Origin of the sequence: Kocuria sp., assembly GCF_030538595.1 — a bacterium.
GTDB lineage: Bacteria > Actinomycetota > Actinomycetes > Actinomycetales > Micrococcaceae > Kocuria.
This window is the reverse complement of sequence record NZ_JAUNTS010000003.1, coordinates 54,581-79,216: the sequence shown is the minus strand read 5'-3', so window position 1 is coordinate 79,216 and position 24,636 is coordinate 54,581. Positions and strand designations below refer to the sequence as shown.

The 24,636-nt window shown below is 63.9% G+C and carries 24 protein-coding genes; 12 read left to right on the top strand and 12 right to left on the bottom strand.

All coding sequences use genetic code 11. The features are described 5' to 3' along the window. Positions 1-53: 53 nt before the first annotated feature. Both Q4G32_RS03810 and Q4G32_RS03805 read left to right on the top strand, forming a co-directional pair. A complete protein-coding gene (locus tag Q4G32_RS03810) occupies positions 54-527 on the top strand; it encodes a nucleotidyltransferase family protein (RefSeq protein ID WP_303349340.1) in 474 nt (157 codons plus the stop codon). Further along, positions 524-850: a HepT-like ribonuclease domain-containing protein gene (locus Q4G32_RS03805; RefSeq protein WP_303349339.1), complete on the top strand. Its 327-nt coding sequence runs from the start codon at positions 524-526 to the stop codon at positions 848-850. The genes Q4G32_RS03810 and Q4G32_RS03805 overlap by 4 nt, the downstream gene beginning before the upstream one ends. Here Q4G32_RS03805 and Q4G32_RS03800 read toward each other — a convergent pair. Both Q4G32_RS03800 and Q4G32_RS03795 read right to left on the bottom strand, forming a co-directional pair. Then, positions 840-1,547, bottom strand: coding sequence for a response regulator (locus Q4G32_RS03800; protein WP_303349338.1), 708 nt, complete (start codon positions 1,545-1,547; stop codon positions 840-842). The genes Q4G32_RS03805 and Q4G32_RS03800 overlap by 11 nt on opposite strands. Beyond that, positions 1,525-2,796 (bottom strand): sensor histidine kinase, encoded by a 1,272-nt coding sequence (locus Q4G32_RS03795; protein ID WP_303349337.1) that lies wholly within the window; start codon positions 2,794-2,796, stop codon positions 1,525-1,527. Before Q4G32_RS03795 ends, Q4G32_RS03800 begins: the two co-directional genes overlap by 23 nt. A gap of 214 nt (positions 2,797-3,010) precedes the next feature. On the opposite strand from Q4G32_RS03795, the gene Q4G32_RS03790 reads away from it, so the two are divergent. The 8 genes from Q4G32_RS03790 (at position 3,011) to Q4G32_RS03755 (ending at position 11,372) form a co-directional block, all read left to right on the top strand. After that, positions 3,011-4,078 carry an ABC transporter permease gene (locus Q4G32_RS03790; protein ID WP_303349336.1) on the top strand — a complete coding sequence of 356 codons (1,068 nt, stop codon included), beginning with the start codon at positions 3,011-3,013 and terminating at the stop codon, positions 4,076-4,078. Between the two features lie 51 nt (positions 4,079-4,129). Beyond that, positions 4,130-4,906, top strand: coding sequence for an ABC transporter ATP-binding protein (locus tag Q4G32_RS03785; RefSeq protein WP_303349335.1), 777 nt, complete (start codon positions 4,130-4,132; stop codon positions 4,904-4,906). A 179-nt stretch (positions 4,907-5,085) separates the two neighbouring features. Next, on the top strand, positions 5,086-5,613 hold the full coding sequence (locus Q4G32_RS03780; protein WP_303349334.1) for a DUF4242 domain-containing protein: 528 nt from the start codon (positions 5,086-5,088) through the stop codon (positions 5,611-5,613). A 138-nt stretch (positions 5,614-5,751) separates the two neighbouring features. Further along, on the top strand, positions 5,752-6,861 hold the full coding sequence (locus tag Q4G32_RS03775; RefSeq protein WP_303349333.1) for an acyl-CoA dehydrogenase family protein: 1,110 nt from the start codon (positions 5,752-5,754) through the stop codon (positions 6,859-6,861). Beyond that, a complete protein-coding gene (locus Q4G32_RS03770) occupies positions 6,858-7,637 on the top strand; it encodes an ABC transporter ATP-binding protein (RefSeq protein WP_303349332.1) in 780 nt (259 codons plus the stop codon). Before Q4G32_RS03775 ends, Q4G32_RS03770 begins: the two co-directional genes overlap by 4 nt. Next, a complete protein-coding gene (locus Q4G32_RS03765; protein WP_303349331.1) occupies positions 7,634-8,875 on the top strand; it encodes an ABC transporter substrate-binding protein in 1,242 nt (413 codons plus the stop codon). Before Q4G32_RS03770 ends, Q4G32_RS03765 begins: the two co-directional genes overlap by 4 nt. After that, positions 8,872-9,807 (top strand): ABC transporter permease, encoded by a 936-nt coding sequence (locus Q4G32_RS03760; RefSeq protein WP_303349330.1) that lies wholly within the window; start codon positions 8,872-8,874, stop codon positions 9,805-9,807. Before Q4G32_RS03765 ends, Q4G32_RS03760 begins: the two co-directional genes overlap by 4 nt. Before the next feature lie 149 nt (positions 9,808-9,956). Beyond that, the gene (locus Q4G32_RS03755) at positions 9,957-11,372 is read left to right on the top strand and encodes a uracil-xanthine permease family protein (protein WP_303349329.1); all 1,416 of its coding nucleotides are present in this window, start codon (positions 9,957-9,959) and stop codon (positions 11,370-11,372) included. A 98-nt stretch (positions 11,373-11,470) separates the two neighbouring features. Here the strand turns inward: Q4G32_RS03755 and Q4G32_RS03750 are convergent, their stop codons facing one another. The 10 genes from Q4G32_RS03750 to ptsP all read right to left on the bottom strand — a co-directional run bounded on the left by Q4G32_RS03750 (position 11,471) and on the right by ptsP (position 22,548). Continuing rightward, a complete protein-coding gene (locus Q4G32_RS03750) occupies positions 11,471-12,532 on the bottom strand; it encodes an enoyl-CoA hydratase/isomerase family protein (protein WP_303349328.1) in 1,062 nt (353 codons plus the stop codon). A gap of 115 nt (positions 12,533-12,647) precedes the next feature. Further along, positions 12,648-13,526, bottom strand: a complete 879-nt coding sequence (locus tag Q4G32_RS03745) for a glycerophosphodiester phosphodiesterase family protein (protein WP_303349327.1) — start codon at positions 13,524-13,526, stop codon at positions 12,648-12,650. Between the two features lie 72 nt (positions 13,527-13,598). Further along, on the bottom strand, positions 13,599-14,420 hold the full coding sequence (locus Q4G32_RS03740) for an HAD hydrolase family protein (protein ID WP_303349326.1): 822 nt from the start codon (positions 14,418-14,420) through the stop codon (positions 13,599-13,601). Positions 14,421-14,470: 50 nt separating this feature from the next. Then, positions 14,471-14,989: a YbhB/YbcL family Raf kinase inhibitor-like protein gene (locus tag Q4G32_RS03735; RefSeq protein ID WP_303349325.1), complete on the bottom strand. Its 519-nt coding sequence runs from the start codon at positions 14,987-14,989 to the stop codon at positions 14,471-14,473. Between the two features lie 131 nt (positions 14,990-15,120). Continuing rightward, complete coding sequence (locus Q4G32_RS03730) at positions 15,121-16,065, bottom strand: carbohydrate kinase family protein (protein WP_303349324.1); 945 nt, start codon at positions 16,063-16,065, stop codon at positions 15,121-15,123. A gap of 91 nt (positions 16,066-16,156) precedes the next feature. Continuing rightward, complete coding sequence (locus tag Q4G32_RS03725) at positions 16,157-17,521, bottom strand: M18 family aminopeptidase (protein WP_303349323.1); 1,365 nt, start codon at positions 17,519-17,521, stop codon at positions 16,157-16,159. Beyond that, positions 17,518-19,089 carry a CPBP family glutamic-type intramembrane protease gene (locus Q4G32_RS03720; RefSeq protein WP_303349322.1) on the bottom strand — a complete coding sequence of 524 codons (1,572 nt, stop codon included), beginning with the start codon at positions 19,087-19,089 and terminating at the stop codon, positions 17,518-17,520. The genes Q4G32_RS03725 and Q4G32_RS03720 overlap by 4 nt, the downstream gene beginning before the upstream one ends. 51 nt (positions 19,090-19,140) lie before the next feature. Next, complete coding sequence (locus tag Q4G32_RS03715) at positions 19,141-19,890, bottom strand: glutamine amidotransferase (RefSeq protein WP_303349321.1); 750 nt, start codon at positions 19,888-19,890, stop codon at positions 19,141-19,143. A 2-nt stretch (positions 19,891-19,892) separates the two neighbouring features. Further along, the gene (fdhD, locus tag Q4G32_RS03710; RefSeq protein ID WP_303349320.1) at positions 19,893-20,813 is read right to left on the bottom strand and encodes a formate dehydrogenase accessory sulfurtransferase FdhD; all 921 of its coding nucleotides are present in this window, start codon (positions 20,811-20,813) and stop codon (positions 19,893-19,895) included. Between the two features lie 4 nt (positions 20,814-20,817). After that, the gene (gene ptsP, locus Q4G32_RS03705) at positions 20,818-22,548 is read right to left on the bottom strand and encodes a phosphoenolpyruvate--protein phosphotransferase (RefSeq protein WP_303349319.1); all 1,731 of its coding nucleotides are present in this window, start codon (positions 22,546-22,548) and stop codon (positions 20,818-20,820) included. A gap of 128 nt (positions 22,549-22,676) precedes the next feature. Here ptsP and Q4G32_RS03700 point away from each other — a divergent pair, with 128 nt between their 5' ends. Continuing rightward, positions 22,677-23,639: a DeoR/GlpR family DNA-binding transcription regulator gene (locus Q4G32_RS03700; RefSeq protein ID WP_303349318.1), complete on the top strand. Its 963-nt coding sequence runs from the start codon at positions 22,677-22,679 to the stop codon at positions 23,637-23,639. Beyond that, complete coding sequence (locus tag Q4G32_RS03695; protein ID WP_303349317.1) at positions 23,636-24,601, top strand: 1-phosphofructokinase family hexose kinase; 966 nt, start codon at positions 23,636-23,638, stop codon at positions 24,599-24,601. The genes Q4G32_RS03700 and Q4G32_RS03695 overlap by 4 nt, the downstream gene beginning before the upstream one ends. Positions 24,602-24,636: the final 35 nt, after the last annotated feature.

Genomic DNA, 24,636 nt, shown 5'->3' with positions numbered 1-24,636 from the left:
CGTAGAGCGGTTGCCCATAAAGGCTTGCTGATAGCAATTGCTATCATGGGCTCATGAATGAGTACGACCTGCGTCGAGCAGTCGAGTCGGCTGACGAACAAATCCGTATCGGCCGGGAACGGTTGACCCGGTCAGTTCGTGATGCCCACAGGTCGGGGCTCTCCCAACGGCAGATTGCCGCTGCCAGTAACCGCAGCCAGCCTGAGATCGCTCGCCTCTTGCGGTTTCGAGGCACATCCCCCCGTTCACGGCAGCTGCGCCGTCACCGTGAAGATCTGATCACGTTGCTGGCTCAACACGGGCTGACCAATGTTCGGGTGTTCGGGTCTGTAGCCACGGGCGCTGACACAGATGACTCGGACATTGATCTTCTGGTCACCCCAGCTCGCAGCCTTGGTCTATTGGCGCAGGCCCGGGTCGAGGTGGATGCCTCCACCTTGCTTGGGCTGCCCGTAGATCTGGCTCTGGATGACTCCCTACGCGATGATCTGTGGGAACGGATCACTATGGAAGCAGTCCAACTGTGAGTCGCACCGCTCGTGAACTGATCATTGAGGCGCAGGCCCACTTGGACAAGATCGTCTTGTACGCGCAGGAAGATGTGGAACAAGATGTCGTCATTGACGCTATCGCGCTGCGGCTTGCAGCAGCCATTGACTCACTGAGTCGAATCCCGCCTCATCAGTTGCAAGAGTTGTTTGGACCTGACTGGCAGGCCATGAAGGCGGTGCGCAACCGTATCGCGCACGGTTACCTAACCGTAAGTCCCGGAGTGCTGAGGGCAACACTGGATACCGAAATCCCCGATCTTCGCCAAAAACTGGCCACTTGGCTCAGGGTCAACGGATGACTCCCAGTTCCCGGGCCTTGGCTACGGCCTCGGTCCGGGAGCGCGCGGAGAGTTTGTCGAACACATGCACCAAGTGGGACTTGACCGTGGTTTCTGACAGGAACAGTTCCCGGGCGATCACGGCGTTGGAGGCTCCCTGTGCCACTTTTTCCAGAACTTCCAGTTCTCTTGGACTGAGCTTGGTCACGGGTGTGCGGACCCGTTGCATCAAGCGCGAAGTGATGGTGGGCGCAAGCGCCGACTCCCCCACGGCCGCCTTCCGGATGGCGTCCAAGAGGTTTTCGGGTGGGGCATCCTTCAAAAGGTATCCGGCTGCGCCGGCCTCAATGGCGGCAACAATGTCCGCGTCCGTGTCGTAATTGGTCAGCACCAAAACATGTGGTGCACCGGGGTGAGACCTGATTTCTGCCGTCACCGCAGCCCCTTGAAGTGCCGAAGGGTCCGTGCTGAGTTGAAGGTCCATCAGCACCAAGTCTGCGGGCACCTGTGCAACCAGGCGCAAGATTTCTGCGCCGCTGGATGCCTGCCCCACCACCTCAACACCATCTGCGGTGTCCAGCAATGCCATGATTCCGGCGCGCACCACGGGGTGGTCATCGCACACCAGGATGCGCACGGTCGGCGCCGGGGCGTCGTCGTCCTGGTGAAAGGAGTCTCCCTGGTGAGGGGGTAGGTCATTCATGATCTGATTCTCCATCAGCTCCATGCGGGACGGGAAAGCTCACGGACACCGCTGTTCCCTGGCCCGGGGTCGATTCCACTGCGCAGTGTCCACCCAAACCATCAGCCCTCTGCCGGATCATGGTCAGCCCAAAGGAGTCCGGGGAACGCGGGGCGTCGTCGTGGGGCAGCAGACTTGCGTCAAAACCCACGCCGTCGTCCACGATGTCCACGGACAGTTGCCCCGGAAGATAGCTGAGGGTCACCACGGCCTGGTGAGCCTGCGCGTGAGCCACCACGTTGGCCACGGCCCCCTGGACAATGCGCAGTGCGGTGGTCTCCACAGGTCTGGGTAGGGACCGCGGCTGCCCGTCAACTGTCAGGTGAAAGTGCGTGGCAGAGGTGGCGTCTGCGCGTTCCACCACGCGGCCAAGTGCATCAGCCAGTGTCTGAGCATCCAGGTGCGGGGAAGAAAGCTCGCGGATGAATCGCCGCGCCTCCGCAAGATTGTCGGCGGCGGTTTGGCGCGCCAGCTCAATGTTTGTTGCCGCAGGGCTCTCCGGGAGACTGCGCTGGGCGGCCCCCAACAGCATTTGGATGCTGGAGAGCCCCTGAGCCACGGTGTCGTGAATTTCTGCGGCAAGTCTGGTGCGCTCCGCCGCAATCCCCGCGTTGCGTTCGGTCACCGCCAGCTGCTCCTGCGCAGCCATGAGCTGCGCCAGCAACCGGTTGCGTTCCAGCATCTCCCGGTACATCGCGCGGTAACCCAGCCCAATCACAATCGCCACGGCCGCCCCAATGAGCGGCCCCACAACTCCACCCAAGGTCAGCCCCCGGTGCGCTGCCAGAGCGACGACGGCGGCCACCGCCGCAACCACCACCGCCACCGGCCCGTGCCACCGTGGCAAAAGGTGGAGGTAGCAGAAGAACAGCGGGAACACCAGGAATGCGGCGTCTGGTGCAAGGAACACCAAAACCACCCATTGGACGGTCAACAGGACCAACCACACCGCGGTACGGCGTGGCCTACCCGTCTGCGACTCGCTGCGATCTGGACGGCTTATTTCCGCGTGCCCCATGTGTCCGGCCCCCGGAAAGCGACCCGCCAGATAGACCCCGGTGAAAAACGTCAGCTCAAAAACCACCACCAGACAGATGGCTACCGCCGGGACCAGGCTGTCACCCAACAGTGCGCGGATGACCACCAAGATGCCCAGGCCAGCTATCAGGGCGTACAAGCCAACGCGCAACGCAACAAACACTGGGCGCAGCGCAGAGGATTCCATGCCACCACGCTAACGCGGGTTGGTGTGGGTGAGACATCCATCAAAAGTTGGTGCCCGGCATCCTCCAAAGGCCAGCTCCAGCAGTGCACCAATCCACGATGGCCGCTCGACTGATTTTCGAGAGATTGGAGTCAATCAGCAAACCCTCGCGGCCACCGGGACAGAACCGGAGCCAGCAGACCCGCGGGGGCCAATTCTCACAAAGGAGTTCACCGTGTTCGTCGCCTGGCGTGACATGCTTTTTGCCAAAGGGCGGTTTGCCCTCATCACCTCCGTGGTGGTGCTGATCACCCTGCTGGTGGGTTTTCTTGCCGGTCTCACGGGCGGTTTGGCGCAGCAGAACATCTCCGCCATTCAATCGTTGAATGCGGACAAAATCTCACTGGCCAACGCGCCCAACAGCAATTCCGAGCAGGACCCCACCTTCTCCGACTCACAGATCACTCAGGCCCAGGAACAGGCCTGGACCAACGCCGATGGGGTGGATTCCGCCACCGCCATAGGGATCACCCAGACCCGCAGTGAGGCGGATGGCTATTCAGGTGCCGTAGCGGTTTTCGGTGGTACCTCCAATTCTCCTTCCGGAGATGACCAGGCCGTGGTGAGCCAGTCCGTGGCGGATGACCTTCACCTCTCCGCCGGGGACACCATGACCATTGCCGGGCAGGAGTTCACCGTCAAGAACGTGATCGGCGAGCGCTCCTATGCCCACACCGGGGTGGTCTACACCTCCCTGCCCGCCTGGCAAGGTTTGCAAGAACGGATGGGCAACCCGGAGTCCTACGCCACCGCCATCATCATCAAGGGTGACCCCGCGGATACCTCCGCAGTGGACAACAAAGAAGGCACCGTCACAGCCAATTCTCTGACGGCGCTTCTGTCCATCAGTTCCTTCCGCTCAGAAGTCAGCTCCCTGTTGACCATGGTGGGCATGCTGTTTGCCATCTCCGGTCTGGTCATCGGCGCGTTCTTCACGGTGTGGACCATCCAACGCAAGGCAGACATTGCAGTACTGAAAGCACTGGGCGCCTCCAACGGCCGCCTCCGCCTGGATGCCCTGGGCCAGGCCTTGATCATCCTGATACTGGGGGTTGGTGTGGGAATTGCGCTCACCGCCGGCCTGGGCGCCCTGGCCGGAGCGGCACTGCCGTTTGTGATCACCTGGTACACCACTGCCCTACCCGCAGCGATCATGCTCATCCTGGGACTGGCCGGTGCCGCCTTTGCCCTACGCAGCATCACGACGGCGGACCCCCTCACCGCCCTGGGCAGCGCTCGCTGAGCGCATCAGGCCTTCACACCCCATCACCTTGCCTCAAAAGGAGCACATCTCATGTTGACGTTGGAAAACATCACGCTGACCTTCCCGGATGGCCAATCACGGCACACGGCCGTGGACAATGCCTCTCTGGTTGCCCAGCCCGGCACGATCACCGGTATCACGGGCGCCTCCGGGTCTGGAAAGTCCAGCCTGCTGGCAGTGGCAGCCACCTTGATCACCCCGGATTCCGGTTCGGTCCGCATTGGTGATGTGGAAGCCACCAGCCTGAGCCTGACCCAAGCGGCCGAACTGCGCCGCAGTACCATCGGAATCGTCTTCCAGCAGTCAAACCTCCTGCCTTCCCTCACCGCCGTGGACCAGTTGATGGTGGTCGGGGAGCTGGGAGGCTCCACTCGCGGCTCCAAACACAAGGGGCGCCATGAGAAGGGCCACGACTCGGTGGAGGGCAGCCGCGCAGAACGCCACGAGCGCGCTGAACAGCTCTTGCAGGAAGTCGGCCTGGACCGTTCCCTCAATGCCCGTCCGCACGAACTCTCCGGTGGCCAGAGGCAGCGCGTCAACATTGCGCGGGCCTTGATGAACAATCCGGAAGTACTGATCGTGGACGAGCCGACCTCCGCGTTGGATCACGCCCGGGGCCAAGAGATCATGAGCCTGATCTGCTCCCTCACGGAGGACCTTGGCACTGCCACCTTGCTGGTCACGCACGATCTGGACTTTTTGCCCCGCTTTGACCAGGTGTTCACCATGGCCGATGGCGTGTTGACCGAAGGTGTGGATGACCCCAGCCGGTCAGTTCCAGCCCACGCGGTGGCAACCGCGTCATGACGCACCCGCACATTAAGAACTGTTACAAGTCGGGAAGTTCTGAGCGCTCACGTTGTTACGTTCATGTGTCCAAGTGCTCGGTTGGCTGGCTCCCTGTGATCCACCCCAGTGCTTCGGCCACATGACTTGCAGTTGCGTGGAAGCACCCCGCAACGCCCACTCGATGTCAGGAGGACCGCATGTCCCTGTTCCTAGTTGAGCTTGCCCCGTCCAACACGGAGAAGGCCGCCGTGACCGAACTGCTGGAAACCGTCTCCCAGGCTCTGTCCGCAAGCGGCGCCGAATTGATCGAATCCCAGGTGACGGCTGGTCACGAACGCGTGTTCGTGATCCTGGAAGCCACCTCCCCGGACGGCATTTTCAACTCCGTCAAGGACGCCGTGGGTGAGCTCGATGTTGACGGTCCGCACGAAGTCCGCTTGGTGGGTGCCGAGCTGGAGGACATCAAGAACCTCAAGAAGTCCGCTGAGTACCTGGTGGAGTGGGACATCCCCGCGGAAATCACCATGGATCAGTACCTGACCCGCAAGAAGGCCAATTCCCCCAAGTACGCGGAGGTTCCGGAGGTGCAGTTCCTGCGCACCTACGTGCGTGAGGACACCGCCAAGTGCCTGTGCTTCTACGATGCCCCGGACGAAGAGGCTGTGGTCCGCGCCCGCGAGGCCGTCTCCACCCCCATCGACCGCATGCACAAGCTGGACGTCTGAGTCACAGCTGCTTTCACGGGCTCTCCGCAGCCCACCGCTTCCCACAACACAATTGGGGAAGCCACCGTCAGTGACCAGACGCCCCGCCTCCACGTGGAGCGGGGCGTCTGGCATGGACTTTCACCTTCAGGAGTTGTCATGACCACGCAGTCGCTGTTCGTCGTCGAACCGCTAACCGACTATCCCCAACGTGAGCAGGTGATTGCCGCCGCTGCGGCCAATGCCAAGGCCGTGGACGTCAACCACGAGTCCCCCTTCGCGGTCCTGCGCGCCCTGGGTTCGGACGGCTTGTTGGCATTGGGCCTGGACGGGTCATTGGTGCAGCAAGCCGCCGTGGTGCACGATTTGGCAACCGAATGCACTGCCACCGCGTTCTCCCTGTGGGCCCACCGCTCCAGCATCGAATACCTCAACGCCACGGGCCGCGAACTCCCGGAAGGACTGGTCAATGGGACGGAGCCCGGTTCCACCGCCATGGCGCCAGCCTTCAAAGCGGCAGCGGGAATCGGAGACATCCCCGTCACTTTGACCCGATCCACCTCCGGCAACGGCTGGGTACTCAACGGCGTGATCCCGTGGGCCTCCAACCTGTACCCGGAGGGTTGGGTGGTCCTCCCGGCGCTGCGCAGTACTCCTGACGATTCCACCGCAGAGACCAACGACGACGACGCCCGCCCCGTGATCCTTGTGGTCCGCACTTCTCAGGAGGGAGTGAGTGTTCGTCCGCTGCAAGATCTCATGGCGCTGGACTCCACGGCATCGGGCATCTTGAAGTTCCAGGATGCTCCGGTGTCTGAGGAAGCCATCCTGACTGAGGACGTTCCGGCGTTCTTGGAAGCAGTACGCGGTCCGTTCCTGCTCTTGCAGGCCGCTTTCTGCGTGGGACTCTCCGGCGCCGCCCTGGAATCCGCAGATGCCGCGCTGTCCGGAGTGTCCGAGGTGTTCCGCCCGGACCGTGACACCGTGGTGGCGGAGTACAACCGGGTGCGTTCCACCCTGCTGCGCTACCTGGACACTCCGCGTGACCTGCCCTTCCGGGACGTGGCACAGCTGCGATTGGATGCAGCCCTACTCACCGGGGAGGCCACACGTTTGGAGGCCAAAGTGGTGGGCGGCAAGGGCTACGCGTTGCGCTCCGCCACGGCCCGCCGCGCCCGGGAAGCTGCCTTCCTGCCAGTGCAGTCCCCCACCGAATCGCACCTGCGGCACGTGCTGGCGCAGTTCCAGGCACAAGAAGGCAACGCATGAACACCGCCTCCGGCACCCCGGCAGCCGGTGCATCCGTGCCCAACCGGAGCGCAACCACTGCCGCGCTGAAGGTCACCGGCGTCTCCAAGACCTACCCCGGGGCCACCACACCCGCCCTGGACGATGTTTCCATGACCCTGCGCGCCGGCGAGCTGCTGGCTGTCCTGGGACCATCCGGATCTGGCAAGTCCACGCTGCTACGCGCCATCGCGGGCCTTGAATCACTTGATTCCGGGGCGGTGGAGGCTCAGCCCGGACACGATCGCGTGGCTGTGGTCTTTCAATCGCCGGGGCTTTTTCCGTGGCTGACCGTTCGGGAAAACGTGGCCCTGGGTGGGCGTTACAAGCGCAATCAAGACCGTTTTGATGCCGAAGGTGTGGAGGAGCTGCTGGGCGTCCTGGGGCTGTCCACGCTGGCGGATGTGCCCGTGACGGAACTTTCCGGCGGTCAGGCGCAGCGCGTTGCGGTGGGGAGGGCACTGGCTGTGCGCCCCGACGTCGTCCTACTGGATGAACCGTTCTCCGCCCTGGACCCCGCCACCCGGGAGGACCTGCAAGTGTGGCTGCGAGCAGTGGCCAGTGAGTTGAAGCTGACCATTTTTTTGGTCACGCATGATGTTGCTGAGGCTGTTGCGCTGGGTGATCGCATTGGATTTTTCGGTGGTCCGCAGGGGTTCAGCCGGGAATGGGTCCCGGCTCGTGACGGCACCACGGTGGAGGAGATTGTGGCCTACTACCGCGGCGGCGGGGATGTTCCGGGGAGCTGGGTCATTTGAGTGATTCCACCCCGAATCCCAGAACACCCGCCGGACCCAGCAACCACGCATCGAACCGCGCTCCGAGCGGACTGAACCGGCGCCAACTTTTGACCGCGGGTGCCACCGCTGCCGGGCTGGGTGGTCTGGCCTGGGGAGCAGGCTCCGTCTACGCCAGCAACCGGCAAACAGCCCGGGACACCACGGATGCCCAGGCCCCCGTACGCATCGGGTACCTACCCATCACGGATGCCACTCCGCTGCTGGTGGGCCATGGAAACGGGTACTACGCGGATGCGGGGGTCACGGTGGCCAAACCCACCATGTTCCGCAGTTGGTCCTCCCTGTCTGAAGCCTTTGTGTCCGGGCAGGTGGATGTCATTCACATGCTCATGCCCATGGCCCTTTACATGCGTTACGGCCTGCAGGCAGATGTGCGGATCACTGCGTGGAATCACACCAACGGCTCCGCGTTGACCACCGGGCCGGAGGTCACCAGCCTGGCAGATCTGGCCGGGCGCTCCATTGCCATTCCGGCCTGGTGGTCGGTGCACAACGTGGTGATCCAGAAAATGCTGCGCGCCGGTGGGCTCACACCTGTCATGCGGGAAGCACCGTCTGCGGATCGGAAGACCGTCACGCTGCTACCCATGGCCCCGGCAGACATGCTGCCGGCACTGAACAACGGAGTGATCGGCGGATACACGGTGGCAGACCCGTTCAACGCCGCAGCGGAAGCTCAAAAAGTGGGGCACATCCACCGGTTCACCGGGGATGTGTGGGAGAACCACGTGTGCTGCGTGACCATGATGCGCGGGGAGCTGCTGCGCAATCGGCCGGAAATCGCCGCCGGGTTCATGGATGGTCTGGTCCGAGCCCAGGCCTGGTCCCGGCAGAATCGCCCGGAGGCAGCCGCCCTACTGGCCGCCAACTATCTCCCGCAGCCTCCCAAGGTGATCCAAAAGGCACTGACCAGAGACGCCAGCCAACACGCGGACACCATCAAGCACCCGGACTGGCACGGTGAACGCATTGATTTCCGTCCCTGGCCGTATGAATCCACCACGGAACTGCTGGTCCGTTCCATCAAGGAGACCGTGGTGGATGCCCCCACGGACTTCCTGGCCGGGTTGGACCCGGCCCAGGCCCACCGCGAGCTGGTGGATGATTCCCTGGTGCGTGGCAGCATTGAGCGAGTGGGCGGTATGGGCGTATTTGGCATGAGCAGCACCGAACGTACCGAGGAGTTCTCCGCATGAGCACCACAGGTTCCCACCCCGTGAACACGCCGGGAGCTTCAGCACTGCCCGCGGCCCACACCTCCGATCGCCCGGAATCGGCCACCCAGCTGTCCGCAGGCCGTCAACGGTCCACGGATTTGGATGACGGCACCGGCAGCGGAAACACACATCCCACCGCATCACGGCGGCATCCGCGCAAGCCACCATTGGGGCTGCGCCTGGCCTGGGGCGCTTTCGGGCTGCTGGTGACCGTGGCCGTGTGGTGGATTTTCACCCACGCGGCCGGCGGGGCCAACTCCATGATTGCCGCGTTCCAGCCGGAGCGCCTTCCCGCCGCCGTGTCATCCCTGTGGGAACGCGGAGTGATTCTCCAGGATGCGTCCACGTCCCTGTGGCGTCTGCTGTGCGGGCTGGCTCTGGCCGTGGTGATCGGCGTTCCATTGGGCTTGCTGATCGGCTTCTCCAAACCGTTCAAATGGGCCTCCACCGCCCCGGTCCAGTTCCTGCGCATGGTCTCCCCTCTGTCCTGGGCACCTGTTGCGGTGGCCCTGTTCGGGGTGGGTCACGCCCCCGTGATCTTCCTGGTGACCGCGGCGGCAGTCTGGCCCATCACCATGAACACCGCCGCAGGCGTGGCTGCGTTGGACCCGTTGCACATGCGGGTGGCCAAAACACTGGGCGCCACCTCCTGGGAACAGATCCGCACGGTGGTGCTACCCAGCATTCGCCCGTACGTGATGACTGGCGTCCGCCTGGCCTTGGGCATCGCTTGGGTGGTGATCGTGCCCGCAGAGATGCTGGGGGTCTCCTCCGGCCTCGGTTACGAAATCCTCAATGCCCGCGACCGCCTGGCCTACGACGAAATGCTGGTGGTCATCCTGTTGATCGGACTCATCGGAATCGCGTTGGACACCGCCGCTCAATGGCTACTACGCGACCGCCGTCGTTGATCCCCACCGAACCCTCACGCCACTCGCCCATCACGCCCTGATCCGCGGGTGCCGTGAGGGTTCGGCGCGTTCACGGAGTTGGGACTACGCTGTGTTCGGTCCGCCATCGCACCGCCGGGCCGCTCACCCTCTTCCATCAGGAGCAGCCCATGCCCTCCCCCGCACCCGGTTCACCGGCGCCCCCGGAGAATTCAACGACGACGCCGCAGCCTCCCACCGCAGCTCGTCGCCTCGGTCTGGGCTGGCGTCTGCACGGGGACGGGCGCACTGTCTCCCAGGGTTCGGTGGTTCGGCCCGATGAACGGCTGACCTGGCCCAGGACCATCGGAATCGGTGCGCAACACGTGGTTGCCATGTTCGGCGCCACGTTCCTGGTACCGCTGATCACAGGGTTTCCGCCGTCCACCACGCTGTTCTTCTCCGGAATCGGCACCATCCTGTTCCTGATCATCACGGCCGGGCGGGTGCCCTCCTACCTGGGCTCCTCCTTTGCCTTCATTGCGCCCATTGCCGCAGCCATGGGCGAATACGGTCCGGGTGGTGCGCTGGGCGGCATTGTGATGGCCGGTGTGGCACTGTTCCTGATCGGGCTCCTGGTGCAGTTTGTGGGGACCGGGTGGCTGCAAGCACTGATGCCACCGCTGGTCACGGGCACCATCGTGGCGTTGATCGGCTTCAACCTGGCACCGGCTGCCAAGGACAACTTCATGCTGGCCCCCGTGACGGCGCTGGTCACCTTGGGCACCATCATTGTGGTCTCGGTGCTGTTCCGCGGGATCTTGGGGCGGCTGTCCATCCTGGTGGGCGTGGTGGTCGGCTACCTCACGGCAGTGGCTCGCGGTGAAGTGGACTTTGCCCCGATCCAAGAGGCCTGGCAGTCCAGCGGGCTGTTCGGATTGCCGCAGTTCCACACCCCTGAGTTCCACCTGTCCCTGATTGGCCTGTTCGTCCCGGTGATCCTGGTGCTGGTGGCGGAGAACATCGGCCATGTGAAATCCGTGGCCTTGATGACCGGGGACAACCTGGATCCGGTCATGGGCCGCGCCATCATGGCCGACGGTCTGGCCACAGCATTGGCCGGCTCCGGTGGTGGTTCCGGCACCACCACCTACGCGGAAAACATTGGCGTGATGGCAGCCACCAAGGTGTACTCCACTGCCGCGTACTGGGTGGCAGCCATTGTGGCTCTGCTGCTCTCCTTCATGCCGGTCTTCGGAGCCGCCGTGGCCTCCGTGCCCGCAGGTGTTCTGGGCGGTGCCGCAACGGTGCTTTACGGCATGATCGGGATGTTGGGTATCCGCATCTGGGTGCAGAACCGTGTGGACTTCTCCAACCCGGTGAATCTGTCCACCGCCGCAATCGCCATGATCATCGGCATTGCCGATTACACCTGGGACGCTTTCGGCATCCAGTTCGCCGGCATTGCGCTCGGGACCGCCGCCACCCTGGTGGTCTTCCACGGCATGCGCGGTCTGGCCCTGTGGCGCGGGACCGCAGGCGGAGTGGACCCCATCACCCCGGACTACACGCCCGTTCCCAAGGAGCACACTGGCCCCATGGGCTGAGCTGTACCCCACCCTGCCGAGCGTTGATCTGTGCCGCCCATCAGCGCTGATGGGCGGCACAGATCAACGCTCGGCAGGATGGGCTCCTGGGGGGACGGTCAGGGACGCTCGCATAGTGGAGCCGACGTTTTCAGCACCGCACGGATGTGCTCCACATCCACCGCATCCACGGACGGCGGTTGCCAGGCGGGGTCGTCTTCCTTGTCGATCAACGTGCAGCGCACACCTTCGCTGAAATCCGGGGCCGCAATGGTGTCCCGTCCCAGTGCCAGTTCCCGTTCCAGGCACTCGGTCACCGATTCTGAGGCCGCGCCCACATCCAGCAACTCCCACGTGCGCACCAACGACGACGGCGAAGCCCCCGCCAAGTCCTCACCGGCTGCCGCAACAACTTCTTGAAGGGTGTCTGCCCCATAGACGGATTCGATCTCATCCCAGCGTTCCGGCAACGTGGCATGGGCGACGTCGTCGTGGTTGGTGGCAGCAAACTGCGCCACCGCAGCCTCCACGCCATCGGCGATCACAGCCTCCCGGAAATCCTCCAGGCGGTCGGAGGCCACCAGGTGGTCAGCCAGGCCGATGGCCACGGCATCTGCGCCGGTGATCCGCTGGCCGCCCAAGCCCATCCACCTGGCGATGGCCAGGGACGGGCCCCGGCCCAGCAAACTGACCCGGGGAAGGAACCAGGAGGCGCCAACATCCGGGAAGAAGCCGATGACACACTCCGGCATGGCCATGACGGTGTTTTCCGTGACCACCCGGTGGCTTCCATGTACTGAAAGCCCCATGCCACCGCCCATGGTGTAGCCCTCCATCAGCGCAATGTAAGGCTTGGGGTACTGGGCAATCACGTTGTTCAGCGTGTATTCATCCGTGAAGGCAGCCATGCCACGGTCAATCTCCCCGTCCACCACGGCCTGGCGGATCTGACGGATGTCACCACCGGCGCAGAACGCCCTGGGGGCACTGGCGTGAATGAGGACCTGTTCAACGTCCGGGTCATCGGCAAAAGCCCACAGAGTGTCCAGAAGATCCCGGTACATCTGAGCCGTCAGGGCGTTCAGTGCTTTGGGGCGGTCCAGGGTGATGACCCCGGTTCCGTGACGAACTTCTGTGCGGACGTACTGTTCAGGATCGGCTGGAACTGTGCTCTGCGTCATAGTCTCAGCCTACGGGTATCACGCACCTGGTCACTGCACAGCACCGGAGCACCCGTGCGTTCAGCAGTGCTGTGCGGCAGTGGTGAACACACATCAGGCCAAGGTCAGGCGGTTCTCAGCTTGTGCTCCGAGCACTTTCCCGCGGCCACGTTCCTGCCGCCACGGCCAGCGCAAGGTCCGCGCGGTCAGTCACCAGGCCGTCGTACCCCAGGTCCAGGAGCAACTGCATCTCGCAGGGACGGTTGACCGTCCACACGTGGACTTCCTTGCCGTAACGGTGTGCAGCGGTCACGAATCTCCGTGTGGCCAAGCGAGTCCGCCCCAGGCGTCGGCCAACCAGCGGGAGTTTCTTGACGCCCGGCAGAATCCACTCCAAGTACATGGGCATCTGAATGACGTCAAAAGGCACCACTGCACGCGCCAGCAGCCACTGGACCAGCGGCCACGCGGCGGGGATCGTGTGGAAGGTCAGCAATGCTGCCACAAAACCTGTGGATCCCACGGACGTGCTCAATGGTTGAACCCCACGTTCTGCCAGCGCAGCCAGCGCGCGGGCACGGCGTGCATCAGAGAAGGAGGCAATGCGCACCCGATCCGCTGCGTCCAGCTCCACCAGCAGATCCGCCAGGGCCACCACGGAGGCTTCATCCTTGACGTCTATGTTGATCCGCATCTGTGGGAGGGCTTCCAAGACCTCACGCAGTGTTGGCACCGGGCTGGAACCGGCCACCACAAGGTGCGTGAGGTCCCCGTAACTGATGTCATTGACCTCACCGGCACCTTGGGTCACTCGGTCCAAGGTGGCATCGTGGAAAGCCAACACCACGCCGTCACGGGTGGTGTTCACATCTGTTTCAATCCAGGTGCAGCCCAATTCCTGGGCGGCCCTGAAAGCTGGCATGGTGTTTTCAGCACCATCCGGGGCGAATCCGCGGTGTGCCAGCACCTTGTGGGCGCTCCTGGCAGTCAGCCCGGGTCCGGGCGTTGTAGTCATAAGTGCAGCTTAGACAACTTAGTTACTGACCCGTAACCTGAAATATTTTTCGGCGTTTGTGGGACCGCGCCGTCAGGGCTCAACTGCCTCAGCCCGGCGGGACAGGAACTGCTCGATCACTTGGGCCACGCCGTCGTCTTCAAAAGGCGGTGCCGTGCGCTCAATGGCGGCCACCACGCGCGGATCGCCGGAAGCCAGGGCAAACCCGTACCGCGCCCACGTGAGCATTTCCAGGTCATTGGTCATGTCCCCGAAAGCCATGACCTCTGAGCTACGGACACCCAGATCAGCGCACACGGATTTCAGGGTTTCGGCCTTGCTCAGACCCAGCCGGGACATCTCCGCCATGGGGGAACTGGGCACGGAATGTGTCACGGACAGGTGCTGATCTGCATGTTCACGGACCCGCTCCACAAAGGAGTGGGGATCGTGCTCATCTCGCTTGGCCAGGAACTTCACCACCTGGTCCTCTGGACGCAGGACGGTATCAATGGCCCCCACGGTGACGTCCTCCAGCCCGGTTCGATCGGTGGGAATCCACCCCGGTTCCGCCACCACTCCGCCCAGCGTCTCGGCACTGAAGTACACACCGGGAATGGCTTGCCGCAACCGCTGGGCAACCCGTAACGCAATGTGCCCCGCAAACGTGTTGGCGGACAGCACCCGATCGGCTGCAAGGTCATAGACCATGGCACCGTTGGCGCAGATCACGGTTCCCACCGTGCTGACCACTGGGCTGACCTGTTCGCTGAGTGGATGCAGCCAGCGGGAAGGCCGCCCGGTCACGAACACCACCGGCACCCCCGCTTCCTCCAACGCAGCCAGTGCGCGCAGGGAACGGGGGCGGAAGCGGAAGTCCTCGCCAATCAGCGTTCCGTCCAGGTCACTTGCCACCAGGCGTACGTCCCGGACCAACGCGTCAGCGTCGGCACCCAGCAGTGTGGTCAGTCTTCCGTCTCCTGGTGAGTCCCGGTGATGAAAGCACGGCCCAGACCGTGAAAGAACAGATTGAAGTTCACGACGGCGGGGCTGGCACCCTCAACGTCCAGGTGCTCCGTGTCCACGGCCGTGACGCAAAAAATGTAACGGTGGGCGCCGTGTCCTGGCGGTGGGGCAGCGCCTTCATAAGCATCCGAACCACCGTCCGTGCGGTGCGTGGTGGACCCAGCGGGTGGTTGGGTGGCAGCACCGGCGGCCAAGCTGGTGACCTCCGCGGGGATGTTGGACAGGCACCAGTGCCAGTAGCCGGACGGCGTGGGGGCATCCGGGTCATAGCAGGTGACCACATAGGATTTTGTGCCCTCCGGGGCCCCGGACCAGGACAGCTGAGGGGAGGTGTCCGCACCACCCAAGGACTCGGCGATCTGCTCCGTGGGCAGGGGCTCACCATCCGTGACTTGCTCAGAAGTCAGGGTGAACGTGGGCAGATCGGGTAGATCGGCGTAGGGATCGCGGTTGAGCATAGGTCCTCCTTGAGCTTGCTCCACTGGACTCACCTGAAGTCTCACGTACAGACCGACCACACAAGCCGGTAGGTTCACGCTACCCAGAATCCAGGTCCTTGCCCAAGCACCACCCCTGGATTGTGCAATCCTCAGTCTGAGCTTTCGGCCAGGGCATCCAACTCGTGACGGCGGGGAAGATCAGCGCCTGCACGGGACACCGTAATGGCGGCGGCATCTGCGGCACGGCGCAAAATGTTCTCCACCTCCGCGGTCTCCAACGCGGCAATGCCTTCACCTGCACCGGGCCCCTCCAGGCCACGATCAGCAAACTGGCTGATCAACGCCGCCATGAAGGTGTCCCCGGCACCCACGGTGTCCACCACATCGGTCCTGCGGGCCGGCACCTCCACACCCTCCTGGCCGGTGGCCTCCGTGATGGCCCACGGCCCAAGATCACCGCGAGTGACCACCACCATTTTTGCGCCCAAGCGGTGCCAGGCTCGCGCAGATTCCTGCAACGTGGACGTGGGGTAGAGCCACTGCAAATCCTCATCGGAGGCCTTGACCACGTCTGCGTGGGAGGCCAGCAGCTCGGCCCGGGTGCGGACCTGCTCAACATCTGCGGTGATCTGAGGGCGGCAGTTGGGATCGTAGGTGACCAGCACGTGCCCCGCGGCGGCTTCAACAGCCTTGACCACGTTGGCCGCCCCCGGCTCCAGAACAGTGGCGATCGAACCCACGTGCAGTGCCGTGGAGTCCTTGACCATGGCTTCCAGGTTTGCCTGCTCCACGGGGAACTCCCAGGTCATCTGGAAGTTGTATTCGGCGGCACCGTTCTCCCCGATCACAGCCTCGGCCACGGAGGTGGCGGAATCATGGGTGGGCAGCGGCAGCTCAATGCCCTCGGCACCCAGATGGTGAGCCAGGAGCTGGCCGTCGTCGTCGTTGCCCCAGGCGCCCAGGAACCGGACCGGGTGCCCCAAGCGCGCCAGGCCAAGGGCCACGTTCATGGGGCTGCCACCGGGGTGGCGTACAGGCTCCCTGTCGGCACGCGAAACAACGTCGATGAGGGCTTCCCCGATCACAGTCAGCATGCCCCAAACAGTAACACCGGGGCCGCGGGCTCAACTCCGGGATGACGCCCGTTGACGGCCACCAGGGCGCCCGCTCAGGTCAGCCGTAACCTCAGCTCAACCACCACTGCCCCACTGCCAGTTTGAGCGCGTACAGATCCCCCACATGGACCATTTCGCGGGCCGAGTGCATGGACAGCAACCCCACACCAACATCCAGGGTGCGCATGCCCAGACGCGTTGCAGCAATGGGGCCGATGGTGGACCCACACGGCACGGTGTTGTTGGACACGAACTCTTGGGTGGGCACCCCGGCAGCGGCACAGGTAGCACGCCATAGCGCGGCCCCGTGAGCATCTGTGGTGTAGCGCTGGTTGGCGTTGATCTTCAGCAGCGGCCCACCACCGGGTACGGGTTTGTTGGCGGGATCGTGGTGGCCCGCGTAATTCGGGTGCACCACATGCCCCGCATCCGCTGACAATATCGACGACGACGCCCACGCCACCCGTCGCTGTTCCTCCGACCACCCCAGCCCTGAGCCAATGCGGAGCAGCACATCCTCCAAGAATGATCCACCGGCACCGGACCGACTCTGGGAGCCAACTTCCTCGTGGTCAAAGGCCGCCAGCACACGGATGCTGCGGGGAGATTGCTGCCCAGTGGTTCCAGCGGGACCGTCCACCTGCTCCCGGCCTTCCAGCAGGGCGGTGACTCCGGCGTGCACGGAGGCCAGATTGTCCAGGCGTCCGGAAGCCAAGAACTCACCGTTGGCCCCAAATCTCTGGGCCTCCTGAGTGTCTGCCAGGACCACGTCCCACCCCAGGATGTCCCCCGGGGCCACCACGCCACCCTGCGCATGCCGGCCCAGGTAGGCAAGAACATCACCGTGTTCGGGTCCGCAACCCCAGATGGGTTGGGTGTGTTGTTGGTGATCCAGGGTCAGTCCTTGATTCACACCGCGGTCCAGGTGGATGGCCAGCTGTGGAATGCGCGCCACCGGGCCGGTGGCCACCAACCGAGTTTCCACACCGTGATCACCGCTGCGGGAGCGGACGGTGATCTGCCCGGCCATCCGCAGTTCCCGGTCCATCCAGGAGTTCAGCAGCGGTCCGCCGTAGATTTCCACGCCCACCTGCCACCAGTTGTACGCGCCGGTGCTGGGCCGCGGTTTGAGTTTGAACGACGGCGAATCGGTGTGCGCTCCCAGAATCTTGAAGCCCTGCGGATCACCTTCTCCATCCGGCAGTGCCCAGGCGATCAGGGCGCCGTCGCGGATCACAAAACAGCGGCGCGGTAGGTACTGGCTCCAGGGCTCGGTTTCCACAAGCTCGGTGAAACCTGCTGCCCGTAAGCGGTCAGCGGCTTCGGCCACGGCGTGAAAGGAGCTTGGGGCCTGGCGGACAAAACGCCCCAAATCCTCGGCGTGACTGATGGCCTCCGGGCTCAGGTGCTGAGCGGGATCGAATGTCTGACTCATGCGTCACTTTCAGGTGTGCGAGCTTCCGTGGCCTCCGGTGCCGGAGCGGAGTCCGCCCGGGCCATCCAAACCACCGGGTGAGCATAAACCGGCGGATCGGTGCCGGGGATGACTTCCTGCTCCGGCGCCGCATAAGCGATCAACCCGTCGGAAGGCACCAGCCGCAGCGACCCGTCCGAGTTGATCTGCTCGGACCGGGCATACGCCATGGTGGCGGGGATGGTGACGGGCACCAACTGGGGCAACGGCTGATCGTAGGGCTGCGGCTGGCCGAACTGGCCTGCCGGTGCGTCCTGTCCATACGGCGCAGACTGTCCATAGGGTGCGGGCTGTCCATACGGTGCGGGCTGTCCCACAGGAGCCATTTGACCGTAGGGCTGCGGCTGGCCCAGGTTCCCACCGGGCACACCGTGGGGTGCAGTGTTGGCAAATGGCACCTGGTGGGCATATTGCGCAGCTTGTGCAGCGTAGGCCGCTCGGACTTGGTCGTACCAGGCATCCTGGTCCTTCTTGGGCCACACCACGGCCCGGCGCGTGACCGCAATTTTGCCGCGTTTGAGCAGCAACAGAACAATTCCGGCATACACCAGTTCGATCACAAAGATGGTGCCAAAGCCCAGCAACCCAACGGAGGCGTCTTCAGCATCCGTGACCTGGACAGGCCACAGCACGGTGGTCACGGTCACCACCATGTTGTTGACCACGTGGAGGCTGATAGCAGCTTCCAATCCACCGGAGCGCCACGTGAGAAATCCCGTGACAATTGCCATCCACAGCACGGAAAGTTGTCCCCAGACGTCGTACATGTGGCCCAGCATGAAAAGCGGTGCGGGCAACAGGATGGCCCAGGCCGGGTTCTTCAACCACCGTCCGATCGACTGCGCCAAGTAACCGCGGAACACCAATTCCTCCGCAGTGCACTGAATGGGCACCACCAGGAAGGCCAGGAGCAGGGTGAGCCACCACAGAGGATGCCGTTCGGCCATGGTGGTGGCAGCTGCATCCGGTGCCCCCCAGGCCATCTGCGCCACCATGGTGAGGCCGTACAGCACCACAAAGACGCCCGTGGCCACAGCCATGGTCAGCCACAACCACTTCCACCGAATCCGGCCGGTGACCGACCAGATCAACCCTACGGGTCGGGGACGCAACAACAGCCTGACCAGCAGGGAAACGGGCAGCCAGATGGCCACCGAACCAAACATGAACAACAGGATCCACGGGTTGGTCATGTCCATCTGGGACATGTCCCCGGTGCCGATCTGCGTAAACAGATCTTCCCCACCCGCAATGAGCATGGCGATCACAGTCAGGACAAAAAATCCGATGGAGATCAGGATGATGCCGATGAACAGCGCACCACCCTCAGCCAACGGAGACCACCGCCGGTGCTTAGGGTCAGACAGTGCCAGGCGGTGATACGCCAGGTCTCTGTACTGCGCTCCGGTGGGCAAACCGGTGTGAGGATCCAGTCGCGGCATCTGCGCCGGCGCCGGTTGGGGTACGCCGCTCCACGGTTGTGCGGTTGGGGCTGTGGCTGGTGGAAACGGCCCAGTCGGAAGAGTCATGGGTTCACCGTATCCAAATCCGCAGACACCAAATATCCACCGGAAGAACGATTACCGAGCGAAAGTGGTCACAAATGCCCGCAGCAGTGCCGCGGGGGCCTCAACTGCGGGTCCACTGTGAACCTGTTGTTTCACACTTTCGGCTTCTTCCAGCAGGAAATATCCGTGATGTTTATAGGCCTCGATCCGCCGAATCAAGGCTGGGGCATCCAGTTCCGGGTGAAACTGCGTGGCATAGGCATTGGGCCCCACACGGAACATTTGCACGGGACAGTTCACACCGGTGGCCAGTAGCACCGCTTGCGGGGGTAACTCGCGGATGGCCTCTTTGTGCCCCACGTAGGCAAAAAATTCGCGGGGCAGTTCCGCCAGGAGGGGATCCCGGGCACCGTCCTCAGTCACCGTCACGCTGATGGCCCCCACCTCCTCCCCATACGTGCTGTCCACCACGCCACCTTGGTGAACGCCCAAGGTCCCCACTCCGTAGCAGGCCCCAAAAAAGGGGATTTCATGGTCCATCACGCGGTCCAGCAACTCACCCAGGGAGAGCTCAACCCGGACTTGGGTGGCGGATTTCTGCTCCTGCGGAAGGGAAGTGTTGAACGGAGAACCACCCACGAACACCCCGGAATACCGGCTCAGATCAGTTGCTGCCAACGCCCGGGATGCGTCCTCCCCCTGCTCCAGACGAAGGTGGTGCAGCTCTTGTGGGGCAAGTCCTGCAAACCGACAGAACGTTTCGTACTCTTCCTCCGCCACAGCGTCTTCGGGGCGCGTGGAAACCAACAAGAATGGCAGCATGCTCACACTGTAATGCGGCTTCCATCCAGATCAATTCGCTGTGCTCCGGCGTAGATGTTGGCGCCTGTTCCCCGGTTGAAGCCCACCAGGGTCAGTCCCGTTCGGTCCGCCACGTCCACAGCCAACGCAGATGGCGCGGACACCGCGGAAAGTACGGGGATACCCGCCATCACAGCTTTTTGCACCAGCTCAAAAGAGGCCCGCGCGGAGACCTGCAGCACCGTGCCGGTCAAGGGCAGCAGGTTGTTCTCCAGCGCCCAGCCCACCACTTTGTCCACCGCGTTGTGCCGCCCCACATCCTCCCGGGCACACAAGAGTTCTGGAACTTGGTGGGGCACGACGGCGGGCGCGGTGGCGTCGTCGTCCTGGGGAGTCTGGGCCGGCGCCATCCGAAAGAGAGCAGCTGCGTGAACTCCACCGGTGGCGGTGAACAGGCGCTGCTGTGCTCGCAGCGCCTCCGGTAGCCCAAGAATCGTGGGCAACTCAACGGTGAGTGGATCCTGCAGCGGCTCATAGGGAGACACTTTGAGCACACCGTCCATGGAGGCGGTACCGCAGACGCCGCAGGAGGAGGACGTGTAAACTTCCCGCCTCCCCGGCTCAGCTCTGGCAGCGAGTTCCGGTTCCAACTGGACATCCACCACGTTGTAATCACGCAAGCCATCCGAATTGATCCCGGAGCGGTAATCCATTCGTAGGATCTGGGCGTGACGGGTGATGACCCCCTCCGAAAGCAGGAAGCCCGCAGCCAGAGCAAAGTCGTGACCCGGAGTTCGCATGGTCACGGCGAATGCCTGCCCGTTGAGACGAATCTCCAGGGGCTCCTCCCCCACCAAGGTGTCCGCCCGCGCCTCCACCCGCAGTTCACCGTTGGAAGTGCTGCGGACCCGCTGCACACGACGGCGTTGAGTGGAGCGCGTCACGGCATCACTTGCCGCCCTTGAGGATGTCGAATGCGGCATCCTGGGCCGCCTGAGCGGTTGCAGCAGTCACGGCGGCCTGGGCAGCGCGTGAAATCTGCTCGTCGGTGGCTTGGCCCAACTGCACACCCACCGCGGCCAAAGCCGGGGCAGCTGCGGACAGAGAGGTCACGCCCAATCCAACCAGCACGCAAGCCAGAAGCGGATCCGCTGCGGCCTCACCGCAGACGCCAACGGGCTTGTTGGCGCGCTGACCCGCCTGGGCCGCCATCTGGATCAGTTTCAGCACTGCTGGCTGCCACGGGTCCGTGAGTTCGGAGAGTTGGGAAGCCATCCGGTCCGCGGCCATGGCGTACTGCGTGAGGTCGTTGGTCCCGATGGAGAAGAACTCCACGTGCTCCAGCAGTTCATCGCCCATCAGCGCAGCGGAAGGCACTTCAATCATCACGCCGGGGATCAGGCCACGATCACGGCACATGGCCGCGTACCACTTGGCCTCATCCACCGTGGCAATCATGGGAGCCATGACCCAAGGCTCCGCGCCTGTACCCCGTGCAGCCTCCGCCACGGCATCCAGCTGACGTTCCAGCACACCGGGCTCATCAAAAGCAATGCGCACACCACGCACGCCCAAGGACGGGTTGGGCTCATCAGGCATGGTGGCAAAGGCAAGCGGCTTGTCAGACCCGGCATCCAGAGTGCGGACCACCACCTTCTGGTCCTGGAAGGCTTCAAAGACTTCCCGGTAAATACCCGTCTGCATTTCCACGGACGGTTCGGACTTGGCGGAGAGGAAACAAAGCTCCGTGCGGAACAAACCCACACCTTCGGGCAGGCCGGTCCCGGAGGCCGCACGCGCGCCGGCACCGTCCTGAACGTTGGCCAACAACTGAACCCGCGTCCCATCGGCTGTCACAGCCGGTCCGGTCCAGGCACGAATCTTGGCCTGCATCTGCGCCGATTCCTGGGCGCGCTGCTGCGCGTTCAGCGGGTCCGGAGCAGTTTCAATCTCCCCGGCCTCACCATCCAGAAGGATCAGTGAGCCGTCCTGGATGGTTTCCAGAGCAGCACCCACACCCACCACGCACGGAATCCCGAATTGGCGGGCAATGATGGCGGTGTGACTGGTTTTGCCGCCCAATTGGGTGGCGATACCGCGCACGAACTCCGGATCCAGACCAGCGGTGTCCGCCGGGGCAAGGTCATCCGCCAGCAAGATGACGGGCTCATCCGGGCTGGGCACCCCCGGTTCCGGCTCCCCGCGCAATTCAGCCACCACGCGGTCCCGAATGTCTTTGAGATCAGTGGTGCGTTCGGCCATCAGGCCGCCGATCTTCTCGAACTTGGCAACAAATGTGTCAGTTGCACGAACCGTGGCAACAACTGCATCCGTGCCCGCGTCAATGTTCTTGTTCACCGCTCGGCGCCAGCCCTTGTCAGTGACCAGGGCGGCAGTGGCCTCCAGCACCTCCGCGGCATGGCCTTCAGCCTTCTCAGAGCGGGTTTTGAGGCGTCCCGCCACGGTAGCTGCGGCGGCGTCAAAACGCTGCTTGTGCTCCTCCCGCTGCTCTTCGGCAACCGCGGGACCATCACTGGGCAACTGCGGGCGAGGCCGCGCCCACAGCGCCGGGCTCGCGGCAATTCCTGCAACAACTCCGATGCCCTGCAGTGCGGGCTGCTGGGCAGTAGCAGCCTGGCTATTCGGGCTAGCCGGGTCGAAACGGGCGTCATCAGGCATGGGGAGTGCTCCTCGTCATCGAGATTCCCTGCGCACATGAAAGTGGCGGAATTCCCAGGATACGCGGCCCGTGGAACCGGCGACAACATAGGTTGACAAGCAACAGACTCGGGCATGATCATTCACATATGGGCGTAACAGAGATCACGTCGGGCACTGATGCCGACCTTCCCGATGGAGCACCGGACACCGGGGACTCCTCGCGGCTCGGTGCTGCTCACCATCTGACTGCCCACAAACTGGCTGCTGCAGACCGGAACGGCTCTGCCGAAGGCCACCCTGAAGAGGCAGAAGACCGTCCCATGTATGCCGAAGAGCGGCGTCAGGCGATTGTTCGCCTTGCCTCCGCCCGCGGCCGTGTTGCCGTCACGGACCTGGCCGTGAAGTTCGCGGTGGCTCCGGAGACCATTCGGCGTGACCTGGATGTTTTGGTCCGCTCGGGCCTGGTGGATCGCGTTCACGGAGGCGCCATTCCCCGCGCCTCCTTTGGCACCAGCGAATCTTCCGCCAGGGAACGGCGCACCACCCGCGGGGAGGCCAAGGCAGCGATCGCAAGGGCCGCCGTCGCTTATTTGCCGGAGGCCCACGGCAGCATCATCTTGGACGGCGGGACCACCACGGGTGCTTTGGCCACGGAGATCACCCTGCGGGCAGAGCAAGACCCCGCCAGCGGCCCGTTGACGGTGATCACGGATTCCGTGCGCACGGGCCTGGAGCTCTCCACCACGGGCAACCTCTCCGTGCACCTGCTGGGCGGCGTAATTCGGGATGTCACGGAAACCGTGGTGGGTGCCACCGCTTTGACCATGCTGGGGCGGGTTGCCGCGGAAGTGGCGTTCTTGGGGACCAACGGTCTCTCCGCCGCCTACGGGTTGACCACCCCGGACGTGGAGGAAGCCGCCGTGAAGCGGCTCATGGCCACCCGCTCACAGCGCTGTGTCCTGCTGGCCGACTCCTCCAAGTTTGACTCCGATTACCTGTGCACCTTTGCCGAACTGGATCAGATAGACGTTCTGATCACTGATGCCCCACCACCCACACGGCTAGCCCAAGCCCTGGCAGCCCACGACATAGAGGTTGTGATCGCATGATCGTCACATTCACCGCCAATCCGAGTATCGACCGCACTGCAGACCTGTCCATCGCCCTGGAACGCGGCGGGGTCAACCGCGTGGTGGCCGTGCATGACGGCCCCGGCGGCAAGGGGATCAACGTCTCCCGCGCCCTGACCCTGGCAGGCACCCCCACCACGGCGGTGTTCCCGGCACCGGCCGGAGACCCCTTGGTGCAAGCCGTCAAGGACGCAGGGGTTGCCTTCTCCCTGGTGGAGCGGGATGTTCGCGCCCGGACCAACTTGACGGTCACCGAACCGGATGGCACCACCACCAAGATCAACGAACCCGGTGCACCCCTGGATGATCAGGCCCAGCGCGCCTGTTTGGATGCGCTCATTGGTGCCGTTCAACCCGGCACCTGGGTGGCCCTCTGCGGCTCTCTGCCTCCCGGCCCCGGTGAAAACTGGTACGCCCAGATGGTGGCCGAACTCAAGCAGGCTGGCGCCAACGTGGCGGTGGACACCTCCGACGCCCCGCTGATTGCCCTGGCCACAGACCTGGAGACCGCGGCCCCGGATCTGCTCAAACCCAACGGCCTGGAACTGGGCCAGTTGGTGGGAGCCGATGGCCCAGCCATTGAAGCCGCCGCAGAAAACGGTGATTTCCTCCCCGCGGCTGAAGCCGCCCGCAAACTCGTGGACCGCGGCGTCACCGCCGTATTGGCCACGCTTGGCGCCGCCGGAGCCGTCCTGGTCACGGCCGATGGCGCCTGGGTGGGTAACCCTCCGCCCATCACCCCGGTGTCCACGGTGGGCGCCGGAGATTCGTCCCTGGCCGGTCTCCTCCTGGCCTTCACCCAGAACTTGGACCCCGCCGACTGCTTGCGCCACGCCGTTGCCTATGGTTCCGGCGCCACGGCACTGGCCGGCACCGGTGTTCCCAGTCCCGATCAGGTCGATCTTGACCGCACTCAGGTCACCGAGTTGCCCCTCGGCTGACACCCGCAAGACCCCGCAGTAACCATTCCCTTCAC